A 25,451-nucleotide genomic window follows, 5' to 3' on the forward strand; every position below is an offset into this window, starting at 1 on the left:
CACCACCCCCCGGAACGGAGAACCATGATGATGCGTCGCAGATCGATCGCGCTGGCCGTGACCCTGGCACTGGGCGCCGCGGTGAGCGGATGCGCCGGTGAGGACGGGGGCGCGAGCAAGGCCGCGGACACCTGCTCCTCTGGGCCGGTGACTGTCGGCTATCTGCCCAAGCTCGGCACCGACCCGTACATGACGACCCTGCGCGACGGCGCGAAGGCGGCGGCGGAGGAGATCGGCGGGGAGGTCGTCTACACGGCGCCCAGCGAGGCCACGGGCGCCGCCCAGATCCCGTTCGTCAACCAGCTCATCGCCCAGAAGGTGGGTGCCATCGTCATCTCCGGAAGCGACCTCAACGGCGCGGCCGCGGCACTGAGGAAGGCCCGGCGGGCGGGCATCAAGGTCATCTCCGTCGACTCCGACGTGGCCACCGACGCGCGCTCCCTGTTCGTCAACCAGGCCAAGACCTCCGAGCTGGGCGCGAAGATGCTCGACAGCATGGCCGAACTCATCGGTCACAAGGGCGAGTTCGCGGTGCTGTCGTCCACCGAGACGGCTGTCAACCAGAACGCCTGGATCGAGGACATGAAGTCCCGGCTGGCCACCGATCCGAAACTCAAGGACATGAAACTGGTGACGGTCGCCTACGGCCAGGAGAAGGCCGACGTGAACGCCCAGAAGGCGAAGTCGCTCGTGCAGGCGTACCCGAAGCTCAAGGGCATCATCGTCCCGGCCGGCATCGGCCTGCCCGCCGCGGCGGAGGCGCTGTCCCAGACCGGTGACCTCGGCCGGGTGAAGCTGACCGGACTGGCCCCGGCCTCGTTGATCAAGAAGTACATTCGCGGCGGGGACGTGCAGGACATCTGGTGGAACGTGCACGACCTCGGCGGGCTGTCCTACCACGCGGCCCAGGCGCTCGCGCAGTGCAAGGTGAAGGCCGAGCCCGGTGAGCGGATACCGGCCGGGGAGCTCGGCACGTACACGGTCGGCGAGCGCGGCGAGGTGGTGCTGGGCCCGGCCACCGTCGTCACACCGAAGAACATCGACGACTTCGAGTTCTGAGCACTTCCAGTTCCGAGTTCTTCCCGAGGGCGCGGGCGGTCCCCTGTCCCCGAGGGCTTCTCCCCTCGATGGGGGACCGTCCGCACCTCATGGCGCAAAGCTTTGCGCAATTGCTGTTCGGCCCGGTTTCGGGGCTGTATCGTCGCATTTGTCGCGCCCGATTGCGGCGTTATCAGGAGGTATTCATGTCTGGGAAGAAGGTGCGGACCAGTGCCGTGGTCATGGTCGCGGCGGCCGCCTGCGTGGTGACGAGTGCCGCCTGTACGTCCGAGAAGGTCGGCGGCGACTCCTCCGGCAACTCCGGTGACCAGGTCGCGATCGGGCTGGTGACCAAGACCAACACCAACCCGTACTTCGTCGAACTCCGTGAGGCCGCCCTGGCCCAGGCCGACAGGCGCGGTGCGAAACTGATCGCCCTCGCCGGCAAGTTCGACGGGGACAACCAGGGCCAGGTCGACGCCATCAACAACCTGGTCGCCCAGAACGTCAAGGGCATCCTGATCACCCCCAGCAGCTCCAAGGGCGTACTCGGGGCCATCGCGGCGGCCCGGGCCAAGGGCATCCTGGTGATCGCCCTCGACACCGCCACCGACCCGGCCGACGCGGTGGACGCCACGTTCGCCACCGACAACAAGGCCGCCGGGGTCGCGCAGGGCACGTACGTCCGCGCCGCGCTCGGCAAGGAGGAGCCCAACGTCCTCCTGCTGGACGGCACTCCGGGCTCCACCGTGGACGACCAGCGCCACACCGGTTTCCTCGAAGGCATGGGCCTCACCGAGAATTCACCGGAGATCAAGGGCACGGCGGTCACCAACGGCGACCAGACCAAGGCCCAGACGGCGATGGAGAACCTGCTCCAGCGCGACCCCGGTGTCAACGCCGTCTACACCATCAACGAGCCCGCCGCCGCGGGCGCCGCCAAGGCGCTGGGTGCGAAGGCCGGGTCCGGGGACGTGGTCATCGGCTCCATCGACGGCTCCTGCACCGGTGTGCGCAACGTCAAGGAGGGCCGGTTCGCGGCGACGGTCATGCAGTTCCCGCAGAAGATGGCGCGGACGGGCGTCGACGCCGTCGTGGAGTACGCCGACAACGGCACCGAGCCCTCCGGCTTCGTCGACACCGGCTCACAGCTCATCACCGACGACCCCGTCCCCGGCGTGCCCAGCAAGGACACCGCCTGGGGCCTGAAGAACTGCTGGGGGTGAGCCGTGACCGCCACCACCACGGCCCCGAAGGACCGGAGCGCCGCGCGACGCGGCCGCACCCTGATGAAGTGGTTCGCCACCAGCACGGCCGCGGGACCCCTGGTCGCCCTCCTGGTCGCGGTCACCGTCTTCGCGCTGACGACCGACACCTTCTTCACCGTCGACAACGGCTCGCTCATCGTCCAGCAGGTGCTCGTCGTGGGCACCCTGGCCATCGGGCAGACCCTGATCATCCTCACGGCGGGCATCGACCTGGCCAACGCGGCCATCATGGTGCTCGGCACCCTGGTGATCGCCCGGCTCGCCGGGGAGAGCGGGATGCCACCCCTGGCCGCCCTGATCGTCGGCATCGTGCTGTGCACCGCCCTCGGCGGTCTGTCCGGCGTCCTGGTCACCCGGCTCGCCCTGCCGCCGTTCATCGTCACCCTCGGCGTGCTCAGCGTCCTCACCGCCACCTCACAGCTCTACGCGAGCGGCCAGAGCTTCCCCGTCACGTCGTCGCTGCTGACCTGGCTGGGGGAGAAGAGCTATCTGTTCGGGCGGATCGAGGTCACGGTCGGGATGACCGTGATGATCCTGCTGACCGCCGGCGTCTGGTTCGCCCTGACCCAGACCTCCTGGGGCCGCAACGTCTACGCCGTCGGCGACGACGAGGAGGCCGCCCGCCTCAGCGGCGTCAACACCAAGCGGGTCGTCCTCAGCGTCTACCTGCTCGCCGGCTTCGTCTACGGCATCGCCGCCTGGCAGGCGCTGGGCCGCATCCCCAACGCCGACCCCAACGCCTTCCAGCTCGGCAACCTGGAGAGCATCACGGCCGTCGTCATCGGCGGCACCAGCCTCTTCGGCGGGCGCGGCAGCATCCCCGGCACCATCCTGGGCGCCCTGGTGGTCACCGTCCTGGCCAACGGGCTCACCCAGGCCGGCATCGACAGCCTCTACCAACAGGTGGCCACCGGCGTCCTCGTCATCGTCGCGGTCGCCGTGGACCGGCTGGTCCGGGTCCGGGCGACATGACGAACCGAACGCACGCCCCGGGCGGGGCCGGGAGGCGCGCCGCGCCTCCCGGCCCCGCCCGCGCGACCACGAGCCCGAGTCCCTTTCCTACCACCCTTGTTTTCCTGGAGAGCACATGACCAACGCCCTCACCGACTCCGGCGCCACGGGGGAGTTCGAGCCGATCTACCACGATCCGCCGCTTCCCGAACTAGCCGAGAGCGCCCTGCGACTTATGGGGCCGCACCGTGCTCTGCTCGGCATCGTCGGGGAACCCGGAGCCGGGAAGTCGACCTTCGCCGAGCAACTGCTGGCGCGGGTCGAGGCGGTACGGCCCGGGATCGCCACGGCCGTGTCCATGGACGGCTTCCATCTCGCCCAGCGGGTCATCGACGACCTGGGCATGGCACGGCACAAGGGCACCATCGAGACCTTCGACGGCCACGGCTTCGTCGCCATGCTGCGCCGCCTGAGGGACGAGACCGAGCACACCGTCTGGTGGCCGGACTTCAGCCGGGAACTCGAAGACCCGGTCGCGCAGTCCCTGGAGGTGGCGCCCCGGCACCGGCTGGTGATCGTGGACGGCAACTTCCTGCTGGCCACCCGGCCGCCCTGGGACCAGGTGCGCGGACTGCTCACCCAGACCTGGTTCCTCGACGCGGCCCCGGACGAGCGCCGCAGCCGCCTGATGCACCGCTATGTGCGGTACGGCTTCAGCCCGCACAACGCCCGCGTCAAGACCGAGGGCATCGACGAGCGGACCAGCGCGCTGATCCGCCGTACCGCGCACTTCGCCGACCGGATCCTGAGCGAGCGGCGCCCGCAGGCGTCCCGCGCGCACGGAGCCGGGGTGCCGTCGCACCACGGCTGCTGAGGACGGTACGCCATGCACGCGAGTCGTGGAAGGTCAGTTCGCCCCGGCGGCGCAGCCGCACGACTCGCGGTGCTGGAAGGTCGGCTGGACCAGGACGCGGCGCGGGGCGACGGAGGGATCGGCGATCCTCGACAGGGCCAGCTCGAACGCCTGCTCGCCGATGAGCGCCGTGGGCTGGGCGATGGCGGTGAGCCGGGGCTGGAACAGGTCCGACCACTCGAAGTCGTCGAAGGCGACCAGCGCGATGTCGTCGGGTACCCGTACGCCGGCCTCCCGCAGTCCGCGCATCGCGCCGATGGTCATCCGGTTGTTGCCGACCACCACCGCGGTGGGCGGCTCGGCCAACCGCAGCAGAGCGGTTGTCGCCCGCTGCGCCGGATCGGCCTGCGAACCCCCGCTGACCAGGTACTCCTCCCGCTCACGCAGGTCGCGCCTGGACAGGCCGAGCCGGTAGCCCCGGACGCGCTCCTCGGTGGTGGCGAGCCCCGGACGGCCGGAGATCATCGCGATCCGGGTGTGGCCGTTCTCGGCGAGGTGGTCGACCAGCCGCGCCGTCGACTCGACGTTCTCGACGCTGATCTGGTCGGTGTCCTGCCGTACGGCCCGGTCCAGGACCGTCACGGGGACCCCGGCCCGGCGCGCGTAGGCCAGGGTGCGCTCGGTGTCGCCGGACGGGGCGAGCACTATGGCGCTCACCTTGCGCCGCAACAGCTCGCTCACGGCGCGCAGTTCGCCGTCCGGGTCGTCGTGTGTCTCGGCCAGCAGCAGCGAGTACCCCTGCTTCGACGCCCGCCGGTCGAGGCCGTGCACGACATCGGCGAAGTAGGGGTTGGAGATGGCGGACATGGCCAGGCCGATGATGCCGAGGCCCTCCTGCTGCTGCCGGGTGACCTGTTCCGGCACGTATCCGCACGCGGCCACCGCGTCGTGCACCTGCCGGGCGGTGTCGGGGGCGACCGGACGGGTCTGGTTGAGCACGTGCGAGACCGTCGAGACCGAGACGCCCGCCAACCGGGCCACATCGCTCATGGTGGCCGTCTGCCGCGGCCGTCTGCCTGCCATGCCGGGCATCGTAACAACCTTTGCGCAAAGGAAAGGAAGTCGATTCGGACGCTCGGGCCGAGGCTTCCCGACCCCGGTGGCCGAACGCCCCGCAAAGGTTTGCGCAAAAGCTGTACAGAGGGTTTTGGGCGGAGTAGCGTCGGGCGTCGCCAAGGGTTCTCGCCCGGACGGCGCGACGCATCCTGGACCGGCACCGCACGCGGTGCCGACGACGGAGGTACGTAATGGACACCAAGACGCCGGCCGGATCGGGCTCGCATTCCTCACCCTCCTCCTCGGCGGTCGCCGAGGACGGGGCCCGGATCGTCATGCGGGCCGAGGGCCTGGTGAAGCGCTACGGGAACGTCGTGGCGATCCGGGAGTCGGACTTCGACATCCGCACGGGCGAGGTCCTGGCTGTGGTCGGCGACAACGGCGCCGGCAAGTCCAGCCTCATCAAGGCACTTTCCGGCGCGCTCGTCCCGGACGCCGGCACCATCACACTGCACGGCAGGCGGGTGCACTTCCACTCCCCGCGCGACGCCCGCGTGCTGGGCATCGAGACGGTGTACCAGACCCTCGCGCTCGCCCCGCAGTTGGACATCGCGACCAACCTCTTCCTCGGCCGCCCGCGCCGCCGCCCCGGAGTCCTCGGCTCCTGGCTGCGGCTGCTGGACCACCGTGCCATGCGGGAGGAGGCGGCTGCCCAGCTCGACGCGCTCGGCATCGCCACGCTCCAGGACATCGGCCAGTTGGTCGGGTCACTGTCGGGCGGGCAGCGCCAGGCGGTGGCGGTGGCCCGCGCCGCCATGTTCGGCACCGAGCTGATCATCATGGACGAACCCACGGCCGCGCTCGGCGTCCGTGAGTCCGACCAGGTGCTGGAGCTGATCCGGCGGATCCGCGACCGCGGCATCCCCGTCATCCTCATCAGCCACGACATGCCCCAGGTCTTCGAGGTGGCCGACCGCATCCATGTGCACCGGCTCGGCCGCCGCGCCGCCGTCGTACGGCCCCACGATGTCACGATGACGGATGTGGTCAGCCTGATGACCGGCGCGCTGAGCCAGGACGCGGACGGGCGGCTGTTCGAGACCGAGGTCGCGAAGAAGAGACACGAAGGGCACGGTCCCGCCACGCGGGACTGACGGCAGCCATCATGTCGGCGCGTACGGCGGCGGCCCGGTCAGCCCTTGCTGAGCTGGGCGTCGATGGCCTCGGGCGCGAGGAGCTGCTCGGAGGCGAGGGTGGCGGCGCCGACCAGACCGGCGTCGCCGCCCAGGAGGCTGTGGGTGATCTGCAGATCGCGCGTGGCCAGCGGGTGGGAACCGGCGTAGACGGCCTCGCGGATGCCCGCGAGCAGTGTCTCGCGCGCCTCGGCGAGCGCTCCGCCCACGGTCACCACGGACGGGTTGAGGACGCCGACGAGATCGGCCACCACGCTGCCGATGGCCCGCCCCGCCTGCCGTACCAGACCGACCGCGTCCGGGTCGCCCTCCCGGGTGAGCGCCACGATGTCCGCGGCCGTCCGCGCCTCGCGGTCCATGCTCCGCAGGTCCCGGGCGATCGCCCAGCCGGCCGCCTCCGTCTCCAGGCACCCCACGCTGCCGCACCGGCAGACCCTGCTGCCGCCGCGGCTGAGGTGTCCGATGTCCCCGGCCGCGCCGAGCGAGCCGCGGAACAGCCGTCCGTCGAGGACGAGACCGCTGCCGATGCTCATCCCGGCGTCCACCATCAGCAGGTCGGGTGTGTCCGGCCACTGCTTGCGCTGTTCTCCGAGGGCCATGACATGGGCGCGGTTCTCCAGATGGACCGGCACCTTCGCGAACCGCTCCGCGAAGAACCCACGCAGGTCGTAGGCGTGCCACTTGCCCATCATGGTGGGGGAGTTGATGCGCCCGGTGGCCGCCTCGACCAGACCCGGCAGGGCGAGGGCGATGGCCCGCACCTCGGCGGCGGCCTTGCCCGAGCGCTCCAGTACGGCCGTGAAGTGCTCGTCGACCTCCCGCAGGACGTGCTCCGGCCCGGAGTCCATGTCCACCGGGCCGCCGGCCGACGCCAGGATTCCCGCGTCCAGGTCGGTGACCGCCACCCGGCAGTGGTCGAGTCCGAGATCGGCGGCGAGCACGGTGCCGGAGCGGTGGTTGAACTCGAACACCTCGGCCGGGCGCCCCACCGAGGCGGAGCCGGGGCTGCCCGCGCCGTAGACGATGTAGCCCGCCTCCAGCAGGCCGGTAAGCCGGTTCTCGACGGTGGCGCGAGCCATGCCGGAGGCGCGGACGAGCTCGGACCGGGTGCGTGCCCGCTTGTTGCGGATCATGTCCAGCAGGTGGCCTGCCCCTGCCGCTGCTCGGCCGTTGCGAATCCCCATGCCAGTCATTATGCCAATCGTGTGAATAATTCGGTTCGGCAGTGGCGGGAAGCCGGAGCGCGATGAGACCGGGCCGGCACGGAGGCGGGGACGAGGGCATACGCACCGGCCCGGGGACTGGGGCCGGGCCGCTACGGGAGGTCAGGTCGCCGCACCGGCCCGGAGTCTCAGGGCCGCGTCGCCAACTGCGCGCCCAGGGTGGTCACGGCCTCGCGGGCATCCTCGCCGCGGGCCTCCACCCGCACCTCGGTGCCGCAGTCCGCGCCCAGGCCCAGCACCGCGAGCATGGCCTTGGCGGGGGCCCGCCGACCGGCCGCGGCCAGGGTGATCTCGGAGCGGAAGCGCTGCGCGGTCGCCACGAGCTGCGCGGCGGGGCGGGCGTGCAGGCCCTCGGGGTCGGCGACCGTCACGGTGACGGCCCAGCCGTCCTCGCCCAGCGGCTCGGCGGTGACCTGCGGGGTGGGCGGAGCGGACTCCAGGAGCGCGCGTACGGCGTCGGCGTCGTCGGCGTGCGCGGCCTGACCGGCGACGATCCTGGCCTCGGCGGCGCTCAGCGCGCCGATGGCGCGCGCGGCGTCCGGCAGGCGGGCGGCGGTCATGGACAGTTCGTCGACGCCGAGACCGAGCAGCAGCGGCTGGATCGCGGGGTCGCTCGCGGCCTCGCCGCACACGCTGACCGTGATGCCGTGCGCGTGCGCCGCCGCGACGACCAGCCCGATGGCGTGCAGCAGGGCGGGGGTGTGCGGGTCGAGGAGATGGGTGACCCGGCCGTTGTCCCTGTCTGCGGCGACCAGGTACTGCAGCAGGTCGTTGGTGCCGACGGAGAAGAAGTCGGCCTCGCGGGCGAGCGCCGAGGCGGCGAGCACCGCGGCCGGGGTCTCGATCATCACGCCGAGCCGGACCGGCCCGTGCGCCACCTCGTCGGCCGCCAGCTCGGCCCGCACTTCGTCGAGATGACCGCGTACGGCGGCCAGTTCCGCGATGCCGGAGATCATCGGCACACAGATCCACACCTCGCCGTGGGCGGCGGCACGCAGGGCGGCCCGGAGCTGGGTGCGCAGGACATCGGGGGCGTCGAGCAGCAGCCGCACGCCGCGGTGGCCGAGCATCGGGTTGGCCTCGGTGCTGGTCAGCGGGGGCAGCGGTTTGTCGCCGCCGACGTCGAGCAGACGGATCGTCGTGCGGCCCCCGTCCAGCGCTTGTACGGCCCCGGCATAGGCGGCGAACTGCTCCTGCTCGTCCGGCAGTCCGTCCGCGGCGAGGAAGACGAACTCGGTGCGGAACAGACCGACCGAGCGGGCTCCGGCCCGGTGGGCGCGTACGGCCTCGTCGGCGGAGCCGATGTTCGCGGAGAGGCGGACCCGGTGCCCGTCGGCGGTGGTGGCGTGGGGCAGCGGCTCGGCCGCGGCCGACTCCCGGTCGCGGGCGGCGGCGGTGGCCCGCTCGATCTCCTCGGGGGAGGGGTCGCAGGTCACCGTGCCCCGGTCGCCGTCGACGAGCAGCGGTGCCCCGGCCCGTATCGCCTCAAGACCCGGGACCTGTACGACGGCGGGGATGCCGAGGGAGCGGGCGAGGATCGTGGTGTGGGCCGTCGGACCGCCGCCGGAGAGCACGAACGCGCGCAGCCGGGTCCGGTCCAGGCCGATGGTCTGCGACGGAGTCAGGTCCGACGCCACCACGACGGCGTCCTCGGGGAGTTCGGGCTGTCCGGTCCGCCGGGCGGCGCCGAGCACGGTGAGCAGGCGCAGGCGCAGATCGTCGACGTCGGTGGCCCGCTCGGCGATGCGCGAGCTGTCGGAGGCCCGCAGGGCGTCCGCTTCCGCGGTGAGCACGCGTTGTACGGCGGTGGCGGCGTCCACGAGCTGTTCACGCACCGCGGCCGCCAGGCGTTCGCGCAGGTCGGGGTCGGCCAGCATCGCCAGGTGCGCGGCGATGATGCCCTGCCCCTCGGCGCCGGACACCGCGGAGCGGAGCGTTTCGAGTTCCTCGGCGGCGCTCTGAAGTCCACTGTCCAGCCGGGTCAGTTGGCCGGCCGCCTGGTCCGCCTCGATACGGGTCTCCACCAGATGCGTGTCGGGGGAGTTCCACAGCACTGCCGTGCCGCCGGCGATGCCGGGGGAGGCCGGGATCCCGGTGAGCGGGGTCGCCGTGGCCGGTACGGAGGGTGTTGCCATCAACGGTCCTAGGGTCGGGCGGCCGAGTCGCCGCGGTTGCCTGAGTCTCAACCAGGTTTCAGTTCAAAGTCAACAGATTTATGTCTAGCGCTAGACAGAATTCCTGTTTACGCTGCCGTCACCCGCCGCACACGTCCGCGACCGGGTGCATCTCCCCAACCAGCAAGGTTCCTCACATGTCCGACAAACTGTCCCTGCTGGGCCTTCTCCCCGAACAGTCAGTCCTGGTCAACGCCTCGGCGAGCGACTGGCGTTCGGCGATCCGCCTGGCCGGAGAGGGCCTGATCCTCTCCGGGGCCGCCACCGCCGACTACAGCGACGAGATGATCGCCACGGTCGAGGAACTGGGCCCGTACATCGTCATCGCCCCGGGGCTGGCCCTGGCCCACTCCCGCCCCTCACCCGCGGTCCGCGCCACCGGACTGTCCTGGGTTTCCCTCAGGACGCCCGTCCGCTTCGGCCACCAGGACAACGACCCGGTCCGCCTGGTCGTCGGCCTCGCCGCCACCGACCACAGCCAGCACACCGCGGCGCTCGGCGGCCTCGCCCAACTGCTCGCCGACCCCGCGCGGCTGGCGGAACTCGCCGCCGCCCCCGACGCCGCCACCGTGCGGCGCCTGATCAGCAACTTCGAACCGGAGGTCCAGTCATGAAGATTCTCACCGTCTGCGGCATGGGAGTCGGCAGCAGCATCATCCTGAAGATGAATGTCGAGAAGGCCCTGCGCAGGCTCGGCGTGACCGCCGACGTCGAGGTCGCCGACATCGGCACCGCACGCGGCGCCGCCGCCACCGCGGACTACATCGTCACCTCCGGCGAACTCGCCCCTCAGCTGGGCGAGGTGAAGGCCCGGATCGTGGTGATCGACAACCTCGTGAACGTCGACCTCATCGCCGACTCGCTCGGCGCCGCCCTGCGCGAAGCGGGCTGACGCACCGCACCGCCGCACCCCGCTCTCTCCCCGCACCCCGGGGGCCCAACTCGCCAGGGGCCCCGCAACCCCCAACTCCCCGCTCTCCCCGCCCGCTCCGAGGAGCACCCCGCATGGATGTCATCGTCGGCACAGCCGAATTCATCGTCAACAATGTTCTCAACCAGCCCGCCTACCTGGTCGGCCTCATCACCGCGATCGGTCTGATCGCCCTGCGCCGCAGCGCCGGCCAGGTCGTCGGCGGAGGCCTGAAGGCCGCGATGGGATTCCTGATCCTCGGCGTCGGCGCCTCCACCGTGGTCAGCGCTCTCGAACCGCTCGGAAAGCTCATACTCGGCGCCACCGGCGCCCGCGGTGTGGTGCCCACCAACGAGGCCGTCGTGGCGCTGGCGCAGGAACAGTTCGGCGCCCAGGTCGCCTGGGTGATGATCGCGGGATTCGCGGTGAGCATCCTGCTCGCCCGGTTCACCCCGCTGAAGTACGTGTTCCTGACGGGACACCACACCTTCTTCATGGCCACCCTGATCACCGCCCTGCTCGCACTGGCCGAGCTGTCGGCGGTCTGGATGATCCTGGTCGGCGCGGTCCTGCTCGGCACGATCATGGTCGTGATGCCCGCCTTCACCCAGCCGTGGACGCGCCGCGTCACCGGTGGCGAGGACGTGGCCATCGGGCACTTCGGGTCCATCGGCTACATCGCGGCCGGCACCGTCGGGCGCGTGGTCGGCAAGCGCAGCAAGAGCACCGAGGACATGAAGTTCCCCGAGGGCCTGAAGTTCCTGCGCGACTCGATGATCGCCACCGCGCTGTCCATGGTCCTCATCTACACCGTGGCCGCCCTGGCCATGCTCGGCCGGGCCGGCAAGAAGGAGGCGTTCGCCGTCATGGACGTCGCCTCCGTCGGCGAGTACATCATGGCCGGCGTCATGCAGGCGCTGCTGTTCGGCGTGGGCGTGGCCGTCATCCTCTTCGGCGTCCGCACGATCCTCGGCGAACTGGTCCCCGCCTTCAACGGCATCGCCGCCAAGGTCGTCCCCGGCGCCCTGCCCGCCCTGGACTGCCCCGTCGTCTTCCCCTACGCGCCCAACGCCGTGCTCATCGGCTTCATCGCCAGCTTCACCGGCGGCCTGGCCAGCCTCGGCGTGCTCATGGCGTTCGACGCGCCGCTCGGCCTGGCCCTGATCCTGCCCGGTATGGTCCCGCACTTCTTCACCGGCGGCACGGCTGGCGTCTTCGGCAATGCCACCGGCGGACGCCGCGGCGCCGTCGTCGGCGGCTTCGTCAACGGCGTCGTCATCACCTTCCTGCCCGCCCTCCTGCTCAAGGTGCTCGGCTCGCTCGGTCTGGCCAACACCACCTTCGGCGACGCCGACTTCGGCTGGTTCGGCCTGTCGGTCGGCTACGCGGTCAAGCTCGGCTCCGTGGGCGGCGTCCTGGTGATCGCGCTGATCGTCCTCGCCCTGCTGGGCGGCGCCATTGCCTTCCAGCGCCTGGTCGTGGACCGCGGCTGGAACCCGGCCGCCGCCCGCGAGGCCCACTTCGCCGAGCCCGGCAAGGACAAGGAGGACTCGGGCCCGCGGTCCGTGCCCGCCACCTCCTGACCCCCCTACCCGTCCGCCGCCCACCGGGCCGACCCCAGTGAGCGGCGGACGACCAGCCCGACGACCGGACGCCCCGCTCCGGCCGACCGACCGAAGGAGCCCTGACCCAGGGTGAGCACCCCAGACCTTGAGTGGACCGAGCTGGACCGGCGGGCCGTGGACACCGCGCGCCTGCTGGCCGCGGACGCCGTGCAAAGGGCCGGCCACGGCCACCCCGGTACCGCGATGAGCCTCGCGCCCGTCGCGTACACCCTCTTCCAGAAGGTGATGCGGCACGACCCCGCCGACCCGCGGTGGCCGGGCCGCGACCGGTTCGTCCTGTCCGCCGGTCACTCCTCCCTGACCCTCTACACCCAGCTGTACCTGGGCGGTTTCGGCCTGGAGCTGGACGACCTGAAGTCGTTCCGCACGTGGGGTTCGCGGACCCCCGGGCATCCGGAGTACGGCCACACCCCGGGCGTGGAGACGACCACGGGTCCGCTGGGCCAGGGTGTCGCCAACGGGGTGGGCATGGCGATGGCCGCCCGCTACGAACGTGGCCTGTTCGACCCCGGGACCCCGGTGGGCGAGTCCCCCTTCGACCACTTCGTCTACGTGATCGCGGGCGACGGCTGCCTCCAGGAAGGGATCGCCGCGGAGGCTTCCTCCCTGGCGGGCCATCAGAAGCTCGGCAACCTGGTCCTGCTGTGGGACGACAACCACATCTCGATCGAGGGCGACACCCGGACGGCCGTCTCGGAGGACGTGCCCGGGCGCTACGAGGCGTACGGCTGGCATGTGCAGCGCGTGGAGCCGCAGGCGGACGGCGACGTGGACCCTGCCGCGCTGTACGCGGCGATCCGGGCGGCGCAGGCCGAGACCGAGCGGCCGTCCTTCATCGCCCTGCGCACGATCATCGCCTGGCCCGCCCCGAACGCCCGGAACACCGAGGCGGCGCACGGCTCGGCGCTGGGCGAGGAGGAGGTCGCGGCCACCAAGCGCGTCCTGGGCTTCGACCCGGAGCGGACCTTCGAGGTCTCCGACGAGGTCGTCGCCCACACCCGGGCGCTCGTCGAGCGCGGCCGCGCGGCCCGTGCCCTGTGGGAGAAGTCCCTGGCCGAATGGCGCGCCGACAACCCCGGGCGGGCGGCGGAGTTCGACCGGATCGGCGCCGGGCAGCTCCCCGAGGGCTGGGAGGCGGCGGTGCCGGTGTTCGAGCCCGGCAGGTCCATGGCGACGCGAGTCGCCTCGGGGAAGGTCCTCCAGGGGCTCGGTGCGGTGATCCCGGAGCTGTGGGGCGGCTCGGCCGACCTCGCGGGGTCGAACAACACGACCATCGACAAGACCAGTTCGTTCCTGCCGAAGGGCAACCCGCTGCCCGAGGCCGACCCCTACGGCCGCACGATCCACTTCGGCATCCGCGAGCACGCGATGGCGGCGGAGATGAACGGCATCGCGTTGCACGGCAATACGCGGATCTACGGCGGCACGTTCCTGGTGTTCTCCGACTACATGCGCAACGCCGTACGGATGTCCGCGCTGATGCGGCTCCCGGTGACCTACGTGTGGACGCACGACTCCATCGGCCTGGGCGAGGACGGTCCGACCCACCAGCCGGTGGAGCACCTGGCCTCGCTGCGCGCCATCCCCGGCCTGAACATCGTCCGCCCGGCCGACGCCAACGAAACGGCGGTCGCCTGGCGCGAGATCCTGCGCCGCGACGCCCCGCACGGGCTCGCCCTGACCCGCCAGGGCGTGCCGACGTACGAGCGCAACGAGGCGGCCGCGAAGGGCGGTTACGTCCTTGTGGACGCGTCGAACGGCTCGCCCGAGGTGCTCCTGATCGCCACCGGTTCCGAAGTGCAACTCGCCGTCGCGGCGCGGGAGCGGCTGGAGGCCGACGGCGTGCCGACCCGGGTGGTGTCCATGCCGTCCGTGGAGTGGTTCGAGGAACAGGAACAGGCATACCGGGACAGCGTCCTGCCGCCCGCGGTCAGGGCGCGGGTCGCGGTGGAGGCCGGTGTCGGCCTGACCTGGCACAAGTACGTCGGGGACGCCGGCCGCATCATCTCCCTGGACCACTTCGGCGCCTCCGCCGACGGCAATCTCCTCCTGCGCGAGTACGGGTTCACACCGCAGTCCGTGGTGGCCGCCGCGCGGGACTCACTGAGCGCGGCAGCGCGCTGACGCCCATGCACACGAATCTGGAGCACCTCTCATGACCGACGCACTCAAGCGCCTCTGCGACGAAGGCGTCGCGATCTGGCTGGACGACCTCTCGCGGCAGCGGATCGCGTCGGGCAGCCTGGCCGCGCTGATCGAGAAGCAGCATGTGGTCGGCGTGACCACGAACCCGTCCATCTTCCACCAGGCGATATCCGAAGGGCGGGGCTACGAGGCGCAGTTGAGCGACCTCGCCGCCCGCCGGGTGACCGCGGACGAGGCCGTCCGCATGATCACGGCCGTGGACGTCCGGGCCGCCGCCGACATCCTGCGGCCGGTCTTCGACGCCACCCACGGGCGGGACGGCCGGGTGTCGATCGAGGTCGACCCGCGGCTCGCGCACGACACACGCGCGACCATCGCCGAGGCCAAGCAGCTGGCCTGGCTCGTCGACCGTCCCAACGTCATGATCAAGATCCCGGCCACCGAGGCGGGGCTGCCGGCCGTCACCGAGGTCATCGCCGCCGGTATCAGCGTCAACGTCACCCTCATCTTCTCGCTGTCGCGCTACTGGGAGGTCATGCAGGCATACCAGGCGGGCCTGGAGAAGGCCAGGCAGCGGGGCCTGGACCTGTCCCCGATCCATTCCGTGGCGTCCTTCTTCGTCTCCCGTGTGGACGCCGAGATCGACGGGCGGATCGACGCGCTCGGCATGGACGAGGCCGCGGCCCTCAAGGGCAGGGCCGCCCTGGCGAACGCCCGTCTGGCGTACCGGGCCTACGAGGAGGCGTTCGGCACCGACCGCTGGGCCGCGCTGGAGGGTGCGGGCGCCAACAGGCAGCGTCCGCTGTGGGCTTCGACCGGTGTGAAGGACCCGGCGTACAAACCGACCCTGTACGTCGACGAGTTGGTCGCCCCGAACACCGTGAACACCATGCCTGAGGCCACCCTCCGAGCCGTGGCCGAGCGCGGCTCGGTCACCGGGGACACGGTGCGCGGCACGTACGAGGAGGCGCGCGCGGTGCTCGACGCGATCGGGAGGCTCGGCATCTCCTACGAGGAGGTCGTGCGCCTGTTGGAGGACGAGGGCGTCGCGAAGTTCGCGGATGCCTGGAACGACCTGCTGGCCTCGACGGAGAGGGAGCTGAAGCGCCTGGCTGGCTGACCGGCGCGGGCGGCCTGGACGGAAGGGCCGGCGGCACGCTCCCCGAGTGCTGCCGGTCCTTCTTTGCGTCAGGGAAGTCAGGGCAGGGTCCGCGGGCGAGGAAAGATCTCGGGAAACTATTGCGCAAAGCATTGCGCATTTGGGTTCCATGGCGGATGCTCTAGCCGTCCACCCGTAAAGGCCCTGGCTGTCCCATCCGAGCCGCATCTCCTGGACCGCGGACGGCGCTTGTCCGCCGGAAGCCGTCATGCCCAGGGCCGAAGTGGCGCCCCCGGCCTGCCGTTCGGCGGCGGCCGGTGCGCGCGGTCACCCGTGCCCTGTTCCGCCGGGGTGACCGCGGGTCCAGGTGACGGCCATCCGAGAAGGGAAGACGGCGGATCCATGCAACTCGCCACAGACGCCACCAGACAGCCGCCCGGGGGCGGCGTCAAAACCTCGTCCATGGCCGCGATCGCCCTGATCGCCGCGATGTCCGGCCTCCTCTTCGGCTACGACACCGGCATCATCGCGACGGCGCTGCCCGGAATCAGCGACTCGTACCACCTGGTCTCGGAGAGCGACAAGCAGATCATCACGTCCGCGCTGCTGCTCGGCGCTGTGTTCAGCGCGCCGTTCACCAGCTACCTCTGTGACCGTTACGGCCGCAAACCGATGCTGCTGCTGATCGCCGCGCTCTTCATCGTGGCGACCCTGGTCTGCGCCGTCCGGACCACCCCGGCCGTGCTGACCGTGGCCCGCTTCTTCCTGGGGCTGGCGATCGGTGCGGCGAGCGGCGCGGCGCCGATCTACATATCGGAGATGGCACCGGCGGAGCGGCGCGGCCGGCTCGTGGTGCTCTTCCAGCTCATGATCATGATTGGGATCGTCTGCGCCCACTTCACCGGCTACTTCGTCGGCCACGAGGCATGGCAGTGGCTGATCGGCTTCGGCGCCCTGCCCGCCGTCGCGATGCTGCTCGGGGTCACACTCCTGCCCGAGAGCCCGCGCTGGCTGTACGCCCACGGGATGGTCGACAAGGCGGGGGCGGTACTGATGAGGCTGCGCGGCGACCGGGCGCTGGTCGAGCGCGAACTCGGCGGCATGGCCGAGGCGGTGGCCGAGGAGCGGCAGGCGAACGCGGGCACCTGGCGGGAGTTCTTCTCGGCGCGGGTGCGTCCCGCGCTGGTCCTCGGCGGCGGTGTCGCCATGTTCTCGCAGATCACCGGCAACAACGCGCTCGTCTACTACATGCCGACGGTCTTCCACGACCTGGGCTTCTCGGAGGACGCCTCCGTGCTGATGCCCGCCTTCGGCGCGGTCGGCGTCATGGTGATGACGTTCGTCGGCAGCCATCTCGTGGACGTCGTCGGTCGGCGCAGGTACCTGCTGGTCATGGTGCCCATCTCGATCGTGTCCTTCATCGTCATCGCGCTCCTGCTGGGCCAGGGCGCCGACGCCACGCAGGGCTGGCAGCTTTACGCGATTTTCGCCGCCGTCATCCTGTACATGGTTGCCAACAACGGCGCGTTCGGAGTGACGATCTGGCTCGTCAACGCCGAGGTCTACCCGATGAAGCTGCGCGGAAAGGGCGGCGCCTTCGGTGCCTTCAGCCACTGGTTCTTCGACTTCATCATCGCCGCCACCACGCTGACCCTGTTCCAAGTCCTGGGCGCGGCAGGCCCGTTCTGGCTCTTCACCGGCATCTCGGTGGTGTCCCTCGCCTTCGTCTACTTCCTCCTCCCCGAGACGAAGGGCAAGTCCCTCGAACAGATCGAGCACGAGCTGAACCAGGGGCGGTTCTACCAGTTCCAGCGGCGCGGCGCGCGTCGGGTGGAGTCGCGGACCGGCACGACTGTCTGACGCCGCGCGGCGGCAAGGGATGGACGCGCCCGCCGACGCGATGGCCGGCGGGCGCCGGTGGTCAGGGGCGGGCGGCGTCGGCCGTCGGCTCCGCCCATTCGGTCGGGGGAAGTGTGGCGGCGGTCGTCTCGGCCTCGTTCGCCGTGTCCGAGCGGATGCCGATCATGCCCAGGGCGGCGAGGGCCGCGGCGATCAGGGCCGCCACCGCACAGACCAGGTAGGCCGTGCTGAAGCCGGTGCCGAGGGCGTCCAGGGCCAGGCCGTGGGCCGCGGCACCCGGGGCCTCGGCGGGCAGGCTGTTGACGGCGATGGGGCCGCCCGCCTCGGCGATCTGACGGGCCGCCATCACGTCGCCGCTGGACAGGGTGGTGGACCCGGACAGGCTGGACGTGAAGGCCGAGCCCGCGCTGCTGAGGGCGACCGCGCCGACGACCACCGGGCCGAGGGCGAAGCCGAGGTCGCGCAGCATGTTGGTGGTGGCGCTGGCCATGCCCGCCAGGTGCGGGGGCACGCTGCTGAGCGCCACGGCCGTCACCGAGCTGACGCTCAGGGCGAAGCCGATGCCGATCAGGAGGGCGGGCACCAGGAACGGGCCCAGGTCGGTGTTCGTGACGTCCAACTGCGTGCACATCAGGGCGCCGATCGCGATCAGTACGAACCCGGAGGTCAGCAGCCAGGCCGGGGCGACCCGGTGGAGCAGCCGGGAGACGACCGGGATGAGGACGAACGCCGGTCCCTGGAGGAGCAGGAAGGGCAGCGCCACCCGGATCGGGTCCTGGTGCTGCACCGGACCCAGCCACATGCTGGAGGCGAAGCAGGCGCCGAGGAAGGCGAGCATGCCGATGACCGCGGCGAGGGAGGAGACGGCGAAGGCCCGGTTGCGGAACAGCCTGAGGTCGAAGATCGGGGACTCCGCGCCCAGTTCGACCACGACGAAGGCCGCGAGGATCACCACGCCGAGGGCGAGGGAGAGCATGACCGGCAGGGTCGTCCAGCCGGACTCGGGGCCCTCGACGGCGGCGAACAGCACCAGGACGAGACCGACGGCGAAGGTGACCTGACCGGCCACGTCGAGCCTGCGGCCCTCGGGCGCCCTGGACTCCGTGGCCAGCGCGGCGGTCAAAGCCATGCTGACCAGGGCCAGGCCGACGAGCACCCAGAACGAGCCGCGCCACGAACCGACCTTGGCGAACACACCGCCGATCAGCGGGGACACGGCGGCACCGGCGGACAGGAACCCGGCCCACACGGCCACGGCGTGGGCCCGCTGGCGCGCGTCACGGGTGACGGCGGTCAGCGCGGTGAGGGAGCCGGGGAACATGGCACCGGCGCCGAGGCCGTTCAGGGCGGCGCCGATCCACAGCACCTGGACGGTCGGGGCGAGGGCGGCGACAGTGCTGCCCGCGGCGACCAGCGCGGTACCCGTCAGGACGAGCCTGCGGCGGCCGAAGAGGTCGCCGAGGACGCCGAAGGTGAACTCGAAGCACACCACCGCGAGCATGAACGCCGCGGTGATCCAGGTCAGTTGCGAGCCGTGCGTGTTGAGGTCCTGCTGGAACAGTCCGTTCAGCGAGGCCGGCAGCGCGTTCGCGGTCTGAGCCACGAAGACCGCACCGCAGGCGGCAGCCAGTGTTCCCGCGTAGCCCGTCGGCCGGGCGGCCCCCGCGGTGGGGCCCTGGGACGTCGTCGTCCCGTTGTTGAACGTCATTGCTGTTGTTCTCCCTGACTGGGACCTCGGGGCTCCGGGGGAGGGAGACCCGAAGTGTGGAAGCGCTCGGCTCCGCGCACGCGGTGGGGGAGAGGGGGCACGGCGCGCGTCCGGCGTGGTGCCGTGGAGAATGGCATTTCGCTTTACGTAGCGTCAATGAAACGGACGGAAGATAATGCAACTGTTCTCTATGTAAGACGGGGCTCTGTCGCGGGGAGGGTCACGGAATGGGTCAGGGAATGGGTCAGGGAATGGGCCACGGAACGACGAGCGGCTACTGCCCGTCCGCCAGGTCCCGCTCCACCCCCCGCGCCGCCGCCTCCAGCGTCGCGACCAGCGAAGGAAGTTGCTGGGCGTCGTAGCGGACGCTGGGCAGGGACACCGACAGGCCCGCCAGTGCTGTGCCGTCCCGGTCGCGGACCAGGACGCCGATGGCGACGAGGCCGCGTTCGGACCGTTCCCGGTTCACGGCGAAGCCGTTGCGGCGCAGGCGGCGAAGTTCCGTCCGCAGCCGCCCCAGGTCGATGTCGTCGGCGTCGGAGTCGCCGTAGAGCTCCGCCAGTTCCTCCTCGGGCAGCTCGGCGAGCAGCAGCAGGCCCGCCGTGGTGCGGTGGGCCGGGAAGACCATCCCCTCCCGGGAGCCGACGCGCAGCGCCTGCCGGCACTCCACGCTGGCGATGAACCGCACGGTGTCCCCGGTGCGCACGATCAGGTTCGTCGTCTCGTCGAGGAGGCCGACCAGCCGGTGCAGATGAGGAAGGGCCACCGCGCGCAGCCGGGAGACCAGGGACTGCGAGTGCGCGGCCAGCTCCAGCACCGGGCCCGCGCGGTAGACGCGGTCCTCGCCCTGTACCGCGAAGTCCCGGTAGACGAGCATCGCCAGGATGCGGTGGGCGGTGGACCGGGCGACCCCCAGCCGCTCCGCGAGCTGCGCCACCGTCGCCCCGCCCTCCAGCTGCAGGATCGTCGCCGCGCGCAGCGCGTGGTCCACGCTGGCGATGGGGTAGGGCGGGGGAGTCTTCAGCGGCTTGTTGTCCATGGCGATCCCTCGGATTCTGCGGTGCCGGGCCGCAGCAGGCGTACGAATTCTGCTGTGCAGAATTTCCATGTTCTCTCAGCAGACAGCTTGCACGCTGAGCCCTGTGACTGAGTCCTCCCTCACCCCAGACATGGCCCACGGCTCCCCGGTCCGGCTCCAGGCAGTCGCCGCCGAGGGACAGCCCGACGTCACCCCGGCGCTCGAAGATCTCTACCGGGGCTTCGAACAGGAACTCCTCGTCCCGCTGTGGACCGAGATCGGCGACCTGATGCCCGCCCACCCGCGCTCGCGCGCCGTCCCGCACCTGTGGCGCTGGCGGAAGCTGCGGGAGCTGGCCGCGCAGGCCGGTGACCTGGTCCCGGTCGGCCGGGGCGGCGAGCGCCGCGCGATCGCGCTGGCCAACCCCTCCCTCGGCGGACGCCCCTTCGCCACGCCGACCCTGTGGGCCGCCATCCAGTACCTGATGCCCGGCGAGGACGCCCCCGAGCACCGCCACACCCAGCACGCCTTCCGCTTCGTGGTCGAGGGCTCCGGCGTGTGGACGGTCGTCGGCGGCGACCCGGTGCCCATGAACCGCGGCGACTTCCTGCCGCAGGCCGGCTGGAACTGGCACGCCCACCACAACGCCACCAGCGAGCCCATGGCCTGGATCGACGGCCTGGACATCCCCTTCCAGTACGTCACCGAGGCGCAGTTCTTCGAGTTCGGCCGCGACGAGATCACCGACGCCGAGCGGATCACCCCCGAGCGGTCCCGCTCCGAGCGCCTGTGGGGCCACCCCGGGCTGCGCCCGCTGTCGGCCGTGCCCGCGACCCCGGGCAGCCCGCTGCTGTCGTACAAGTGGGAGTACACGAACGCCGCCCTGCGTGACCAGCTCCTGCTGGAGAAGGAGGGCTACGGAGGCACCGTCGAGCCCGGTCACGCCGCCGTACGCTACACCAACCCGCACGACGGCTCCGACGTGCTGCCGACCATACGCGCCGAGTTCCACCGCGTCGCCCGGGGCGCCGAGACCGCACCGGTACGCGAGACCGGCTCCTCCGTCTACCAGGTCTTCGACGGCTCCGGCACCGTCACCGTCGGCTCCAAGACGTGGACGGTGACCCGCGGCGACCTGCTCGTCGTCCCGTCCTGGGAGCCGTTCTCCGCGAAGTCCGAGGCCGGGAGCGACGACTCCGACTCCGGCGCACTCGACCTGTTCCGTTTCTCCGACGCGCCCGTCTTCGAGGCGTTGAGGCTCGACCGCACCCAGAAGGACGCCTGACCATGAAGCTCGCCACCCTCCGCACCGCCGACGGCACCCGTGCGGTCCGCCTCGACGGCGACCGCCTCGTCGACCTCGGCCGCGCCGACCTGGGCGAGCTGTTCGCCGAGGACGGCTGGCAGGACCGCGCCGCCGCCGCGACCGGAATCACGTACCCGGTCGAGGGCGCCGACTTCGCGCCGGTCGTCCCGAACCCCTCCAAGGTCGTCTGCGTCGGCCACAACTACACCAACCACATCAAGGAGATGGGCCGGGAACTGCCCGCCTACCCGACCCTCTTCCCGAAGTTCGCCGACACCCTCCTCGGCGCCCACGACGACATTGTCAAGCCGGACGAGACCGACGCCCTGGACTGGGAGGTCGAACTCGCCGTCGTCGTCGGCAAGCAGGTCCGCCGCGCCGACGAGCGGCAGGCCGCCGACGCCATCGCCGGCTTCACCGTCATGAACGACATCTCCGTGCGCGACTGGCAGTTCCGCACCATCGAGTGGACCCAGGGCAAGATCTGGGAGGCCTCCACCCCGGTCGGACCGTACGTCGTCACCCCGGACGAGGTCGGCGGCGTCCGCCCCGCGCTCACGGTCACCACGACCGTCGACGGCGAGGTCATGCAGCGGGACGACACGGGCACGCTGCTGTTCGACCCGGTCTTCCTGGTCCAGTACATCTCCACCGTGATCACCCTGCGCCCCGGCGACATCATCGCCACCGGTACCCCGGCCGGCGTCGGCAACGCCCGCGACCCCAAGGTCTTCCTGGTGCCCGGCCAGACCGTGGTCACCGAGATCAGCGGACTCGGCGCCTGCGTCAACGAGGTGGTCAAGGCATGACCTCGACTCAAGGCGGTCAAGGCATGACCTCGACCCAAGGCGGTCAAGGCACGACCACGGTCACCCGCGGCCTCACCGACGCGCGCGCCTGGGCCCGTACCGGCACCGAACTGCTGCTCGACGCCGTCGCGGGCCTCGACGAGAAGGACTTCGCCGCCCCCAGCGTGCTGCCCGGCTGGACCCGCAAGCACCTCGTCGCGCACGTCGCCGCCAACGCCGACGCCCTCGGCAACCTGGTGCACTGGGCCGCCACCGGGGAGCGGACGCCGATGTACGCCTCCGCCCAGGAGCGCGCCGAAGGCATCGCCAAGGGTCCGATGCTGTCGGCCGGAGAATTGCGCGCCTGGCTGACCGACTCCGCGCGGAAGCTGACGGCCGGACTGGACGCGCTCTCCGACGAGCAGTGGCGCAGCGAGGTCGTCACCGCCCAGGGCCGTACCGTCCCCGCCACCGAGATCCCCTGGCTGCGCGCGCGTGAGGTGTGCGTGCACGCCGTCGACCTCGGCACCGGCGTGGTCACCTTCGCCGATCTGCCCAAGGGTTTCCTGGTCGCGCTCGTCGCCGAGATCCGCGACCGGCGCGCGCTCCCCGAACTCCCCGACGGACCGCTCCCCGAGGTCGCCGCCTGGCTCGCCGGACGCCCCCACACCCTCACCGACGCCCCCGAACTGGGCCCCTGGCTCTGAGAGGTCAGTGACATGTCCCAACCTGATGTGATCGTCGTCGGCGGCGGCATCGGCGGCCTGGGTGCCGCGTACTCGCTGACCCGCCAGGGCCTCGCCGTCCGCCTGCTGGAGAGCGCCCCCGCCTTCGGCGAGGTCGGCGCCGGCATCCAGCTCGCCCCCAACTGCACCCGCATCCTCGACGACTACGGCCTCCTCGACGAGGCCAAGAGCCTCGGTGTGGTCCCGGACGCGATGGTCATGCGCGACGCCGTGGACGGCACGGAGCTGACCCGGCTCGACCTGCGCCACCTGGAGGAGCGCTACGGCTACCCGTACCTGGTCATCCACCGCAGCGACCTGCACGGCCTGCTGCTGCGCGCCTGCGAGCGCGCCGGGGTGGAGCTGATCAACAACGCCAAGGTGACCTCGTACGAGAACTACGAGAACACCGACGGCGGCGGCGCCCGCGTCACCCTGGCGAACGGGGAGACCCACGCGGCCGGGGTCGTCATCGCCGCCGACGGGCTGCACTCCGTCGCCCGCAAGCTCCTCGTCGACGACCAGCCCGTCTCCTCCGCCTACGTCGCCTACCGCGGCACCGTCCCGGCCGAGCAGCCTCGGGTGAAGTCCGTCGACCTCAGCGAGGTCGTCGTCTACATCGGCCCGCGCTGCCACTTCGTCCACTACGGCCTGCGCGGCGGCGAACTGCTCAACCAGGTCGCCGTGTTCGAGTCCCCCAAGGCCCTCGCCGGCCAGGAGGACTGGGGCACCCCGGACGAGCTGGACGCCGCCTTCGAGGGCACCTGCGACTTCGTCCGCGAGGGGCTGCCGTACATGTGGCGCGACAAGTGGTGGCGGATGTTCGACCGGGACCCGGTGATGACCTGGGTGCACGGCCGGATCGCCCTGCTCGGCGACTCCGCGCACCCGCCGCTCCAGTACATCGCCCAGGGCGCGATCATGGCCATCGAGGACGGCTGGGTGCTCGGCGAGCACGTCGCCCGCAACCGCGCCGAGGACGGCACCGTCGACTGGACCGCCGCCCTCGCCGCCTACGAGGCCGTCCGCCCCGAGCACTGCCGCCGGGTGCTGACCACTTCCCGCAAGTGGGGCGAGCTGTGGCACCTCGACGGGCTCGCCCGCGAGCAGCGCAACGTCCTGCTGCGCGCCCGCGACACCTACGACTACTCCTTCGTCGACTGGCTGTACGGACCGACGGCGCTGACGCCGGAGGAGGAGCCGGAGCTGTTCACGCCGATTCCGCTGTCCTCGGCCCAACTGCCGGAACCCGCGCAGGCGGTGGGCACGCCATGAGCGACGCCTACCTGTACGCCGCCACCCGCACCCCGTTCGGCCGGTTCGGCGGGGCACTGGCCGACGTACGCCCCGACGACCTCGCCGCCACCGCCCTGACCGGGCTGCTCGACAAGGCCCCCGGCCTGGACCGCGCCGCGATCGGCGACGTGGTGTGGGGCAACGCCAACGGCGCCGGAGAGGACAACCGCAACGTCGGCCGTATGGCCGTACTGCTCGCCGGGCTGCCGGTGAGCGTGCCCGCCACCACCGTGAACCGGCTGTGCGGCTCCAGCCTGGACGCGGCGATCATCGCCTCGCGCACCCTGGAGTCCGGCGACGCGGACATCGTCGTCGCCGGCGGCGTGGAGTCCATGACCCGCGCGCCCTGGGTGCTGCCCAAGCCGGACCGTGCCTTCCCGGCCCGCGACGTCACCGCCGTCTCCACCACGCTCGGCTGGCGGCTGGTCAACCCCGCGATGCCGAAGGAGTGGACGGTCTCGCTGGGGGAGTGCAACGAACTCCTCCAGGAGAAGTTCGCCGTCTCCCGCGCACGCCAGGACGACTTCGCCGCGCGCTCCCACCGGCTTGCCGCCACCGCCTGGGACGAGGGCTTCTACGACGACCTGGTCCTGCCGGTCGAGGGCCTCACCCGGGACGAGGGCATCCGGCCCGGGACGAGCGTGGAGAAGCTCGCCGCGCTCAAGCCCTCCTTCCGTCCCGACGGCACGATCACCGCGGGCAACGCCTCCCCGCTCAGCGACGGCGCCTCCGCGCTGCTGCTGGGCACGGCCGCGGCCGGTGACCGGATCGGGCTGGAGCCCGAGGCGAGGATCGCCGGGCGCGGGGTGTCCGCCGTGGAACCGCAGCACTTCGGCTTCGCGCCCGTGGAGGCCGCCGAGCGGGCGCTGCGCCGGGCCGGTATCGGCTGGGAGGACGTGGGCGCGGTCGAGCTGAACGAGGCGTTCGCCGTCCAGTCGCTGGCCTGCGTGGACGCCTGGGGCATCGACCCGGGGATCGTCAACACCCGCGGCGGCGCCATCGCGCTCGGGCACCCGCTGGGCGCCTCCGGCGGGCGGCTGCTGGGCACGCTGGCCAAGGTGCTGCGCGAGCGGCGCGAGCGCTGGGGTGTCGCGGCGATCTGCATCGGCGTGGGCCAGGCCCTCGCCGTGGTGCTGGAGAACGTGACCGACGAGGTGAGCCAGGGATGAGTACGGTGACTGACGCGGCAAGCGAGCCGACGACGGCCGCGGTGAC

General features: G+C 71.5%; 21 protein-coding genes. 16 read left to right on the forward strand and 5 right to left on the reverse strand.

Features of this window, described 5'->3' with window-relative positions; all coding sequences use genetic code 11:
* Positions 1-27: 27 nt before the first annotated feature.
* The 4 genes from GA0115233_RS09575 (at position 28) to GA0115233_RS09590 (ending at position 4,131) form a co-directional block, all read left to right on the forward strand.
* Positions 28-1,059 (forward strand): substrate-binding domain-containing protein, encoded by a 1,032-nt coding sequence (locus tag GA0115233_RS09575; protein WP_218063434.1) that lies wholly within the window; start codon positions 28-30, stop codon positions 1,057-1,059.
* 185 nt (positions 1,060-1,244) lie between these two features.
* Complete coding sequence (locus GA0115233_RS09580; protein WP_218063436.1) at positions 1,245-2,264, forward strand: substrate-binding domain-containing protein; 1,020 nt, start codon at positions 1,245-1,247, stop codon at positions 2,262-2,264.
* 3 nt (positions 2,265-2,267) lie between these two features.
* Positions 2,268-3,278, forward strand: coding sequence for an ABC transporter permease (locus tag GA0115233_RS09585; protein ID WP_255310117.1), 1,011 nt, complete (start codon positions 2,268-2,270; stop codon positions 3,276-3,278).
* 115 nt (positions 3,279-3,393) lie between these two features.
* Positions 3,394-4,131, forward strand: a complete 738-nt coding sequence (locus GA0115233_RS09590) for a nucleoside/nucleotide kinase family protein (RefSeq protein WP_093719707.1) — start codon at positions 3,394-3,396, stop codon at positions 4,129-4,131.
* A gap of 33 nt (positions 4,132-4,164) precedes the next feature.
* On the opposite strand, the gene GA0115233_RS09595 is transcribed toward GA0115233_RS09590, so the two are convergent.
* Positions 4,165-5,193 carry a LacI family DNA-binding transcriptional regulator gene (locus GA0115233_RS09595; RefSeq protein ID WP_255310118.1) on the reverse strand — a complete coding sequence of 343 codons (1,029 nt, stop codon included), beginning with the start codon at positions 5,191-5,193 and terminating at the stop codon, positions 4,165-4,167.
* Positions 5,194-5,501: 308 nt separating this feature from the next.
* On the opposite strand from GA0115233_RS09595, the gene GA0115233_RS09600 reads away from it, so the two are divergent.
* On the forward strand, positions 5,502-6,320 hold the full coding sequence (locus GA0115233_RS09600) for an ATP-binding cassette domain-containing protein (RefSeq protein ID WP_255310123.1): 819 nt from the start codon (positions 5,502-5,504) through the stop codon (positions 6,318-6,320).
* Positions 6,321-6,358: 38 nt separating this feature from the next.
* On the opposite strand, the gene GA0115233_RS09605 is transcribed toward GA0115233_RS09600, so the two are convergent.
* Entirely contained in the window at positions 6,359-7,543 is a 1,185-nt protein-coding gene (locus GA0115233_RS09605) for an ROK family protein (protein ID WP_176711702.1), read from the reverse strand.
* 167 nt (positions 7,544-7,710) lie between these two features.
* Positions 7,711-9,717 (reverse strand): phosphoenolpyruvate--protein phosphotransferase, encoded by a 2,007-nt coding sequence (gene ptsP, locus GA0115233_RS09610; RefSeq protein ID WP_093719710.1) that lies wholly within the window; start codon positions 9,715-9,717, stop codon positions 7,711-7,713.
* Positions 9,718-9,893: 176 nt separating this feature from the next.
* Between ptsP and GA0115233_RS09615 the strand changes: the two genes are divergently transcribed.
* From GA0115233_RS09615 to GA0115233_RS09640, 6 genes are all read left to right on the forward strand, one after another.
* Positions 9,894-10,370, forward strand: coding sequence for a PTS sugar transporter subunit IIA (locus GA0115233_RS09615; protein ID WP_093719711.1), 477 nt, complete (start codon positions 9,894-9,896; stop codon positions 10,368-10,370).
* Positions 10,367-10,648 carry a PTS sugar transporter subunit IIB gene (locus tag GA0115233_RS09620; protein ID WP_093719712.1) on the forward strand — a complete coding sequence of 94 codons (282 nt, stop codon included), beginning with the start codon at positions 10,367-10,369 and terminating at the stop codon, positions 10,646-10,648. The genes GA0115233_RS09615 and GA0115233_RS09620 overlap by 4 nt, the downstream gene beginning before the upstream one ends.
* A 113-nt stretch (positions 10,649-10,761) precedes the next feature.
* Complete coding sequence (locus tag GA0115233_RS09625; protein WP_093719713.1) at positions 10,762-12,249, forward strand: PTS ascorbate transporter subunit IIC; 1,488 nt, start codon at positions 10,762-10,764, stop codon at positions 12,247-12,249.
* Positions 12,250-12,360: 111 nt separating this feature from the next.
* Positions 12,361-14,415: a transketolase gene (gene tkt / locus GA0115233_RS09630; protein ID WP_093719714.1), complete on the forward strand. Its 2,055-nt coding sequence runs from the start codon at positions 12,361-12,363 to the stop codon at positions 14,413-14,415.
* A 31-nt stretch (positions 14,416-14,446) separates the two neighbouring features.
* On the forward strand, positions 14,447-15,556 hold the full coding sequence (gene tal, locus GA0115233_RS09635) for a transaldolase (RefSeq protein ID WP_093719715.1): 1,110 nt from the start codon (positions 14,447-14,449) through the stop codon (positions 15,554-15,556).
* A gap of 381 nt (positions 15,557-15,937) precedes the next feature.
* Complete coding sequence (locus GA0115233_RS09640; protein ID WP_093719716.1) at positions 15,938-17,395, forward strand: sugar porter family MFS transporter; 1,458 nt, start codon at positions 15,938-15,940, stop codon at positions 17,393-17,395.
* Positions 17,396-17,456: 61 nt separating this feature from the next.
* On the opposite strand, the gene GA0115233_RS09645 is transcribed toward GA0115233_RS09640, so the two are convergent.
* Both GA0115233_RS09645 and GA0115233_RS09650 read right to left on the reverse strand, forming a co-directional pair.
* Complete coding sequence (locus GA0115233_RS09645; RefSeq protein WP_093719717.1) at positions 17,457-19,103, reverse strand: MFS transporter; 1,647 nt, start codon at positions 19,101-19,103, stop codon at positions 17,457-17,459.
* 274 nt (positions 19,104-19,377) lie between these two features.
* Positions 19,378-20,142: an IclR family transcriptional regulator gene (locus tag GA0115233_RS09650; protein WP_093719718.1), complete on the reverse strand. Its 765-nt coding sequence runs from the start codon at positions 20,140-20,142 to the stop codon at positions 19,378-19,380.
* Between the two features lie 103 nt (positions 20,143-20,245).
* On the opposite strand from GA0115233_RS09650, the gene GA0115233_RS09655 reads away from it, so the two are divergent.
* Genes GA0115233_RS09655 through GA0115233_RS09675 form a run of 5 tightly spaced genes read left to right on the forward strand, consistent with a single transcriptional unit; the run spans position 20,246 to position 25,405 of the window.
* Entirely contained in the window at positions 20,246-21,406 is a 1,161-nt protein-coding gene (locus tag GA0115233_RS09655; protein ID WP_218063439.1) for a cupin domain-containing protein, read from the forward strand.
* A 2-nt stretch (positions 21,407-21,408) separates the two neighbouring features.
* Positions 21,409-22,236 carry a fumarylacetoacetate hydrolase family protein gene (locus GA0115233_RS09660; protein ID WP_093719720.1) on the forward strand — a complete coding sequence of 276 codons (828 nt, stop codon included), beginning with the start codon at positions 21,409-21,411 and terminating at the stop codon, positions 22,234-22,236.
* 23 nt (positions 22,237-22,259) lie between these two features.
* Positions 22,260-22,922, forward strand: coding sequence for a maleylpyruvate isomerase N-terminal domain-containing protein (locus GA0115233_RS09665; protein WP_093719721.1), 663 nt, complete (start codon positions 22,260-22,262; stop codon positions 22,920-22,922).
* 12 nt (positions 22,923-22,934) lie between these two features.
* Positions 22,935-24,215, forward strand: coding sequence for an FAD-dependent oxidoreductase (locus GA0115233_RS09670; RefSeq protein WP_304363111.1), 1,281 nt, complete (start codon positions 22,935-22,937; stop codon positions 24,213-24,215).
* Entirely contained in the window at positions 24,212-25,405 is a 1,194-nt protein-coding gene (locus GA0115233_RS09675) for a thiolase family protein (protein ID WP_093719723.1), read from the forward strand. Before GA0115233_RS09670 ends, GA0115233_RS09675 begins: the two co-directional genes overlap by 4 nt.
* The last annotated feature ends 46 nt before the right edge of the window (positions 25,406-25,451 follow it).

The sequence above is a fragment of the Streptomyces sp. DI166 genome (assembly GCF_900091315.1).
Classification (GTDB): Bacteria; Actinomycetota; Actinomycetes; order Streptomycetales; family Streptomycetaceae; genus Streptomyces; species Streptomyces fuscus.

Excerpts from the sequence above, each read along its gene's own strand:
- GA0115233_RS09675 (WP_093719723.1), top strand. The coding sequence starts at position 24,212 with ATGAGCGACGCCTACCTGTACGCCGCCACCCGCACCCCGTTCGGCCGG.
- GA0115233_RS09625 (WP_093719713.1), top strand. The coding sequence starts at position 10,762 with ATGGATGTCATCGTCGGCACAGCCGAATTCATCGTCAACAATGTTCTC.
- tal (WP_093719715.1), top strand. The coding sequence starts at position 14,447 with ATGACCGACGCACTCAAGCGCCTCTGCGACGAAGGCGTCGCGATCTGG.
- GA0115233_RS09670 (WP_304363111.1), top strand. The coding sequence starts at position 22,935 with ATGTCCCAACCTGATGTGATCGTCGTCGGCGGCGGCATCGGCGGCCTG.
- GA0115233_RS09580 (WP_218063436.1), top strand. The coding sequence starts at position 1,245 with ATGTCTGGGAAGAAGGTGCGGACCAGTGCCGTGGTCATGGTCGCGGCG.
- GA0115233_RS09600 (WP_255310123.1), top strand. The coding sequence starts at position 5,502 with ATGCGGGCCGAGGGCCTGGTGAAGCGCTACGGGAACGTCGTGGCGATC.
- GA0115233_RS09665 (WP_093719721.1), top strand. The coding sequence starts at position 22,260 with ATGACCTCGACCCAAGGCGGTCAAGGCACGACCACGGTCACCCGCGGC.
- GA0115233_RS09595 (WP_255310118.1), bottom strand. The coding sequence starts at position 5,193 with ATGGCAGGCAGACGGCCGCGGCAGACGGCCACCATGAGCGATGTGGCC.
- GA0115233_RS09640 (WP_093719716.1), top strand. The coding sequence starts at position 15,938 with ATGCAACTCGCCACAGACGCCACCAGACAGCCGCCCGGGGGCGGCGTC.
- GA0115233_RS09615 (WP_093719711.1), top strand. The coding sequence starts at position 9,894 with ATGTCCGACAAACTGTCCCTGCTGGGCCTTCTCCCCGAACAGTCAGTC.
- GA0115233_RS09660 (WP_093719720.1), top strand. The coding sequence starts at position 21,409 with ATGAAGCTCGCCACCCTCCGCACCGCCGACGGCACCCGTGCGGTCCGC.
- GA0115233_RS09575 (WP_218063434.1), top strand. The coding sequence starts at position 28 with ATGATGCGTCGCAGATCGATCGCGCTGGCCGTGACCCTGGCACTGGGC.
- GA0115233_RS09590 (WP_093719707.1), top strand. The coding sequence starts at position 3,394 with ATGACCAACGCCCTCACCGACTCCGGCGCCACGGGGGAGTTCGAGCCG.
- GA0115233_RS09605 (WP_176711702.1), bottom strand. The coding sequence starts at position 7,543 with ATGGGGATTCGCAACGGCCGAGCAGCGGCAGGGGCAGGCCACCTGCTG.
- GA0115233_RS09645 (WP_093719717.1), bottom strand. The coding sequence starts at position 19,103 with ATGACGTTCAACAACGGGACGACGACGTCCCAGGGCCCCACCGCGGGG.
- ptsP (WP_093719710.1), bottom strand. The coding sequence starts at position 9,717 with ATGGCAACACCCTCCGTACCGGCCACGGCGACCCCGCTCACCGGGATC.
- GA0115233_RS09650 (WP_093719718.1), bottom strand. The coding sequence starts at position 20,142 with ATGGACAACAAGCCGCTGAAGACTCCCCCGCCCTACCCCATCGCCAGC.
- GA0115233_RS09620 (WP_093719712.1), top strand. The coding sequence starts at position 10,367 with ATGAAGATTCTCACCGTCTGCGGCATGGGAGTCGGCAGCAGCATCATC.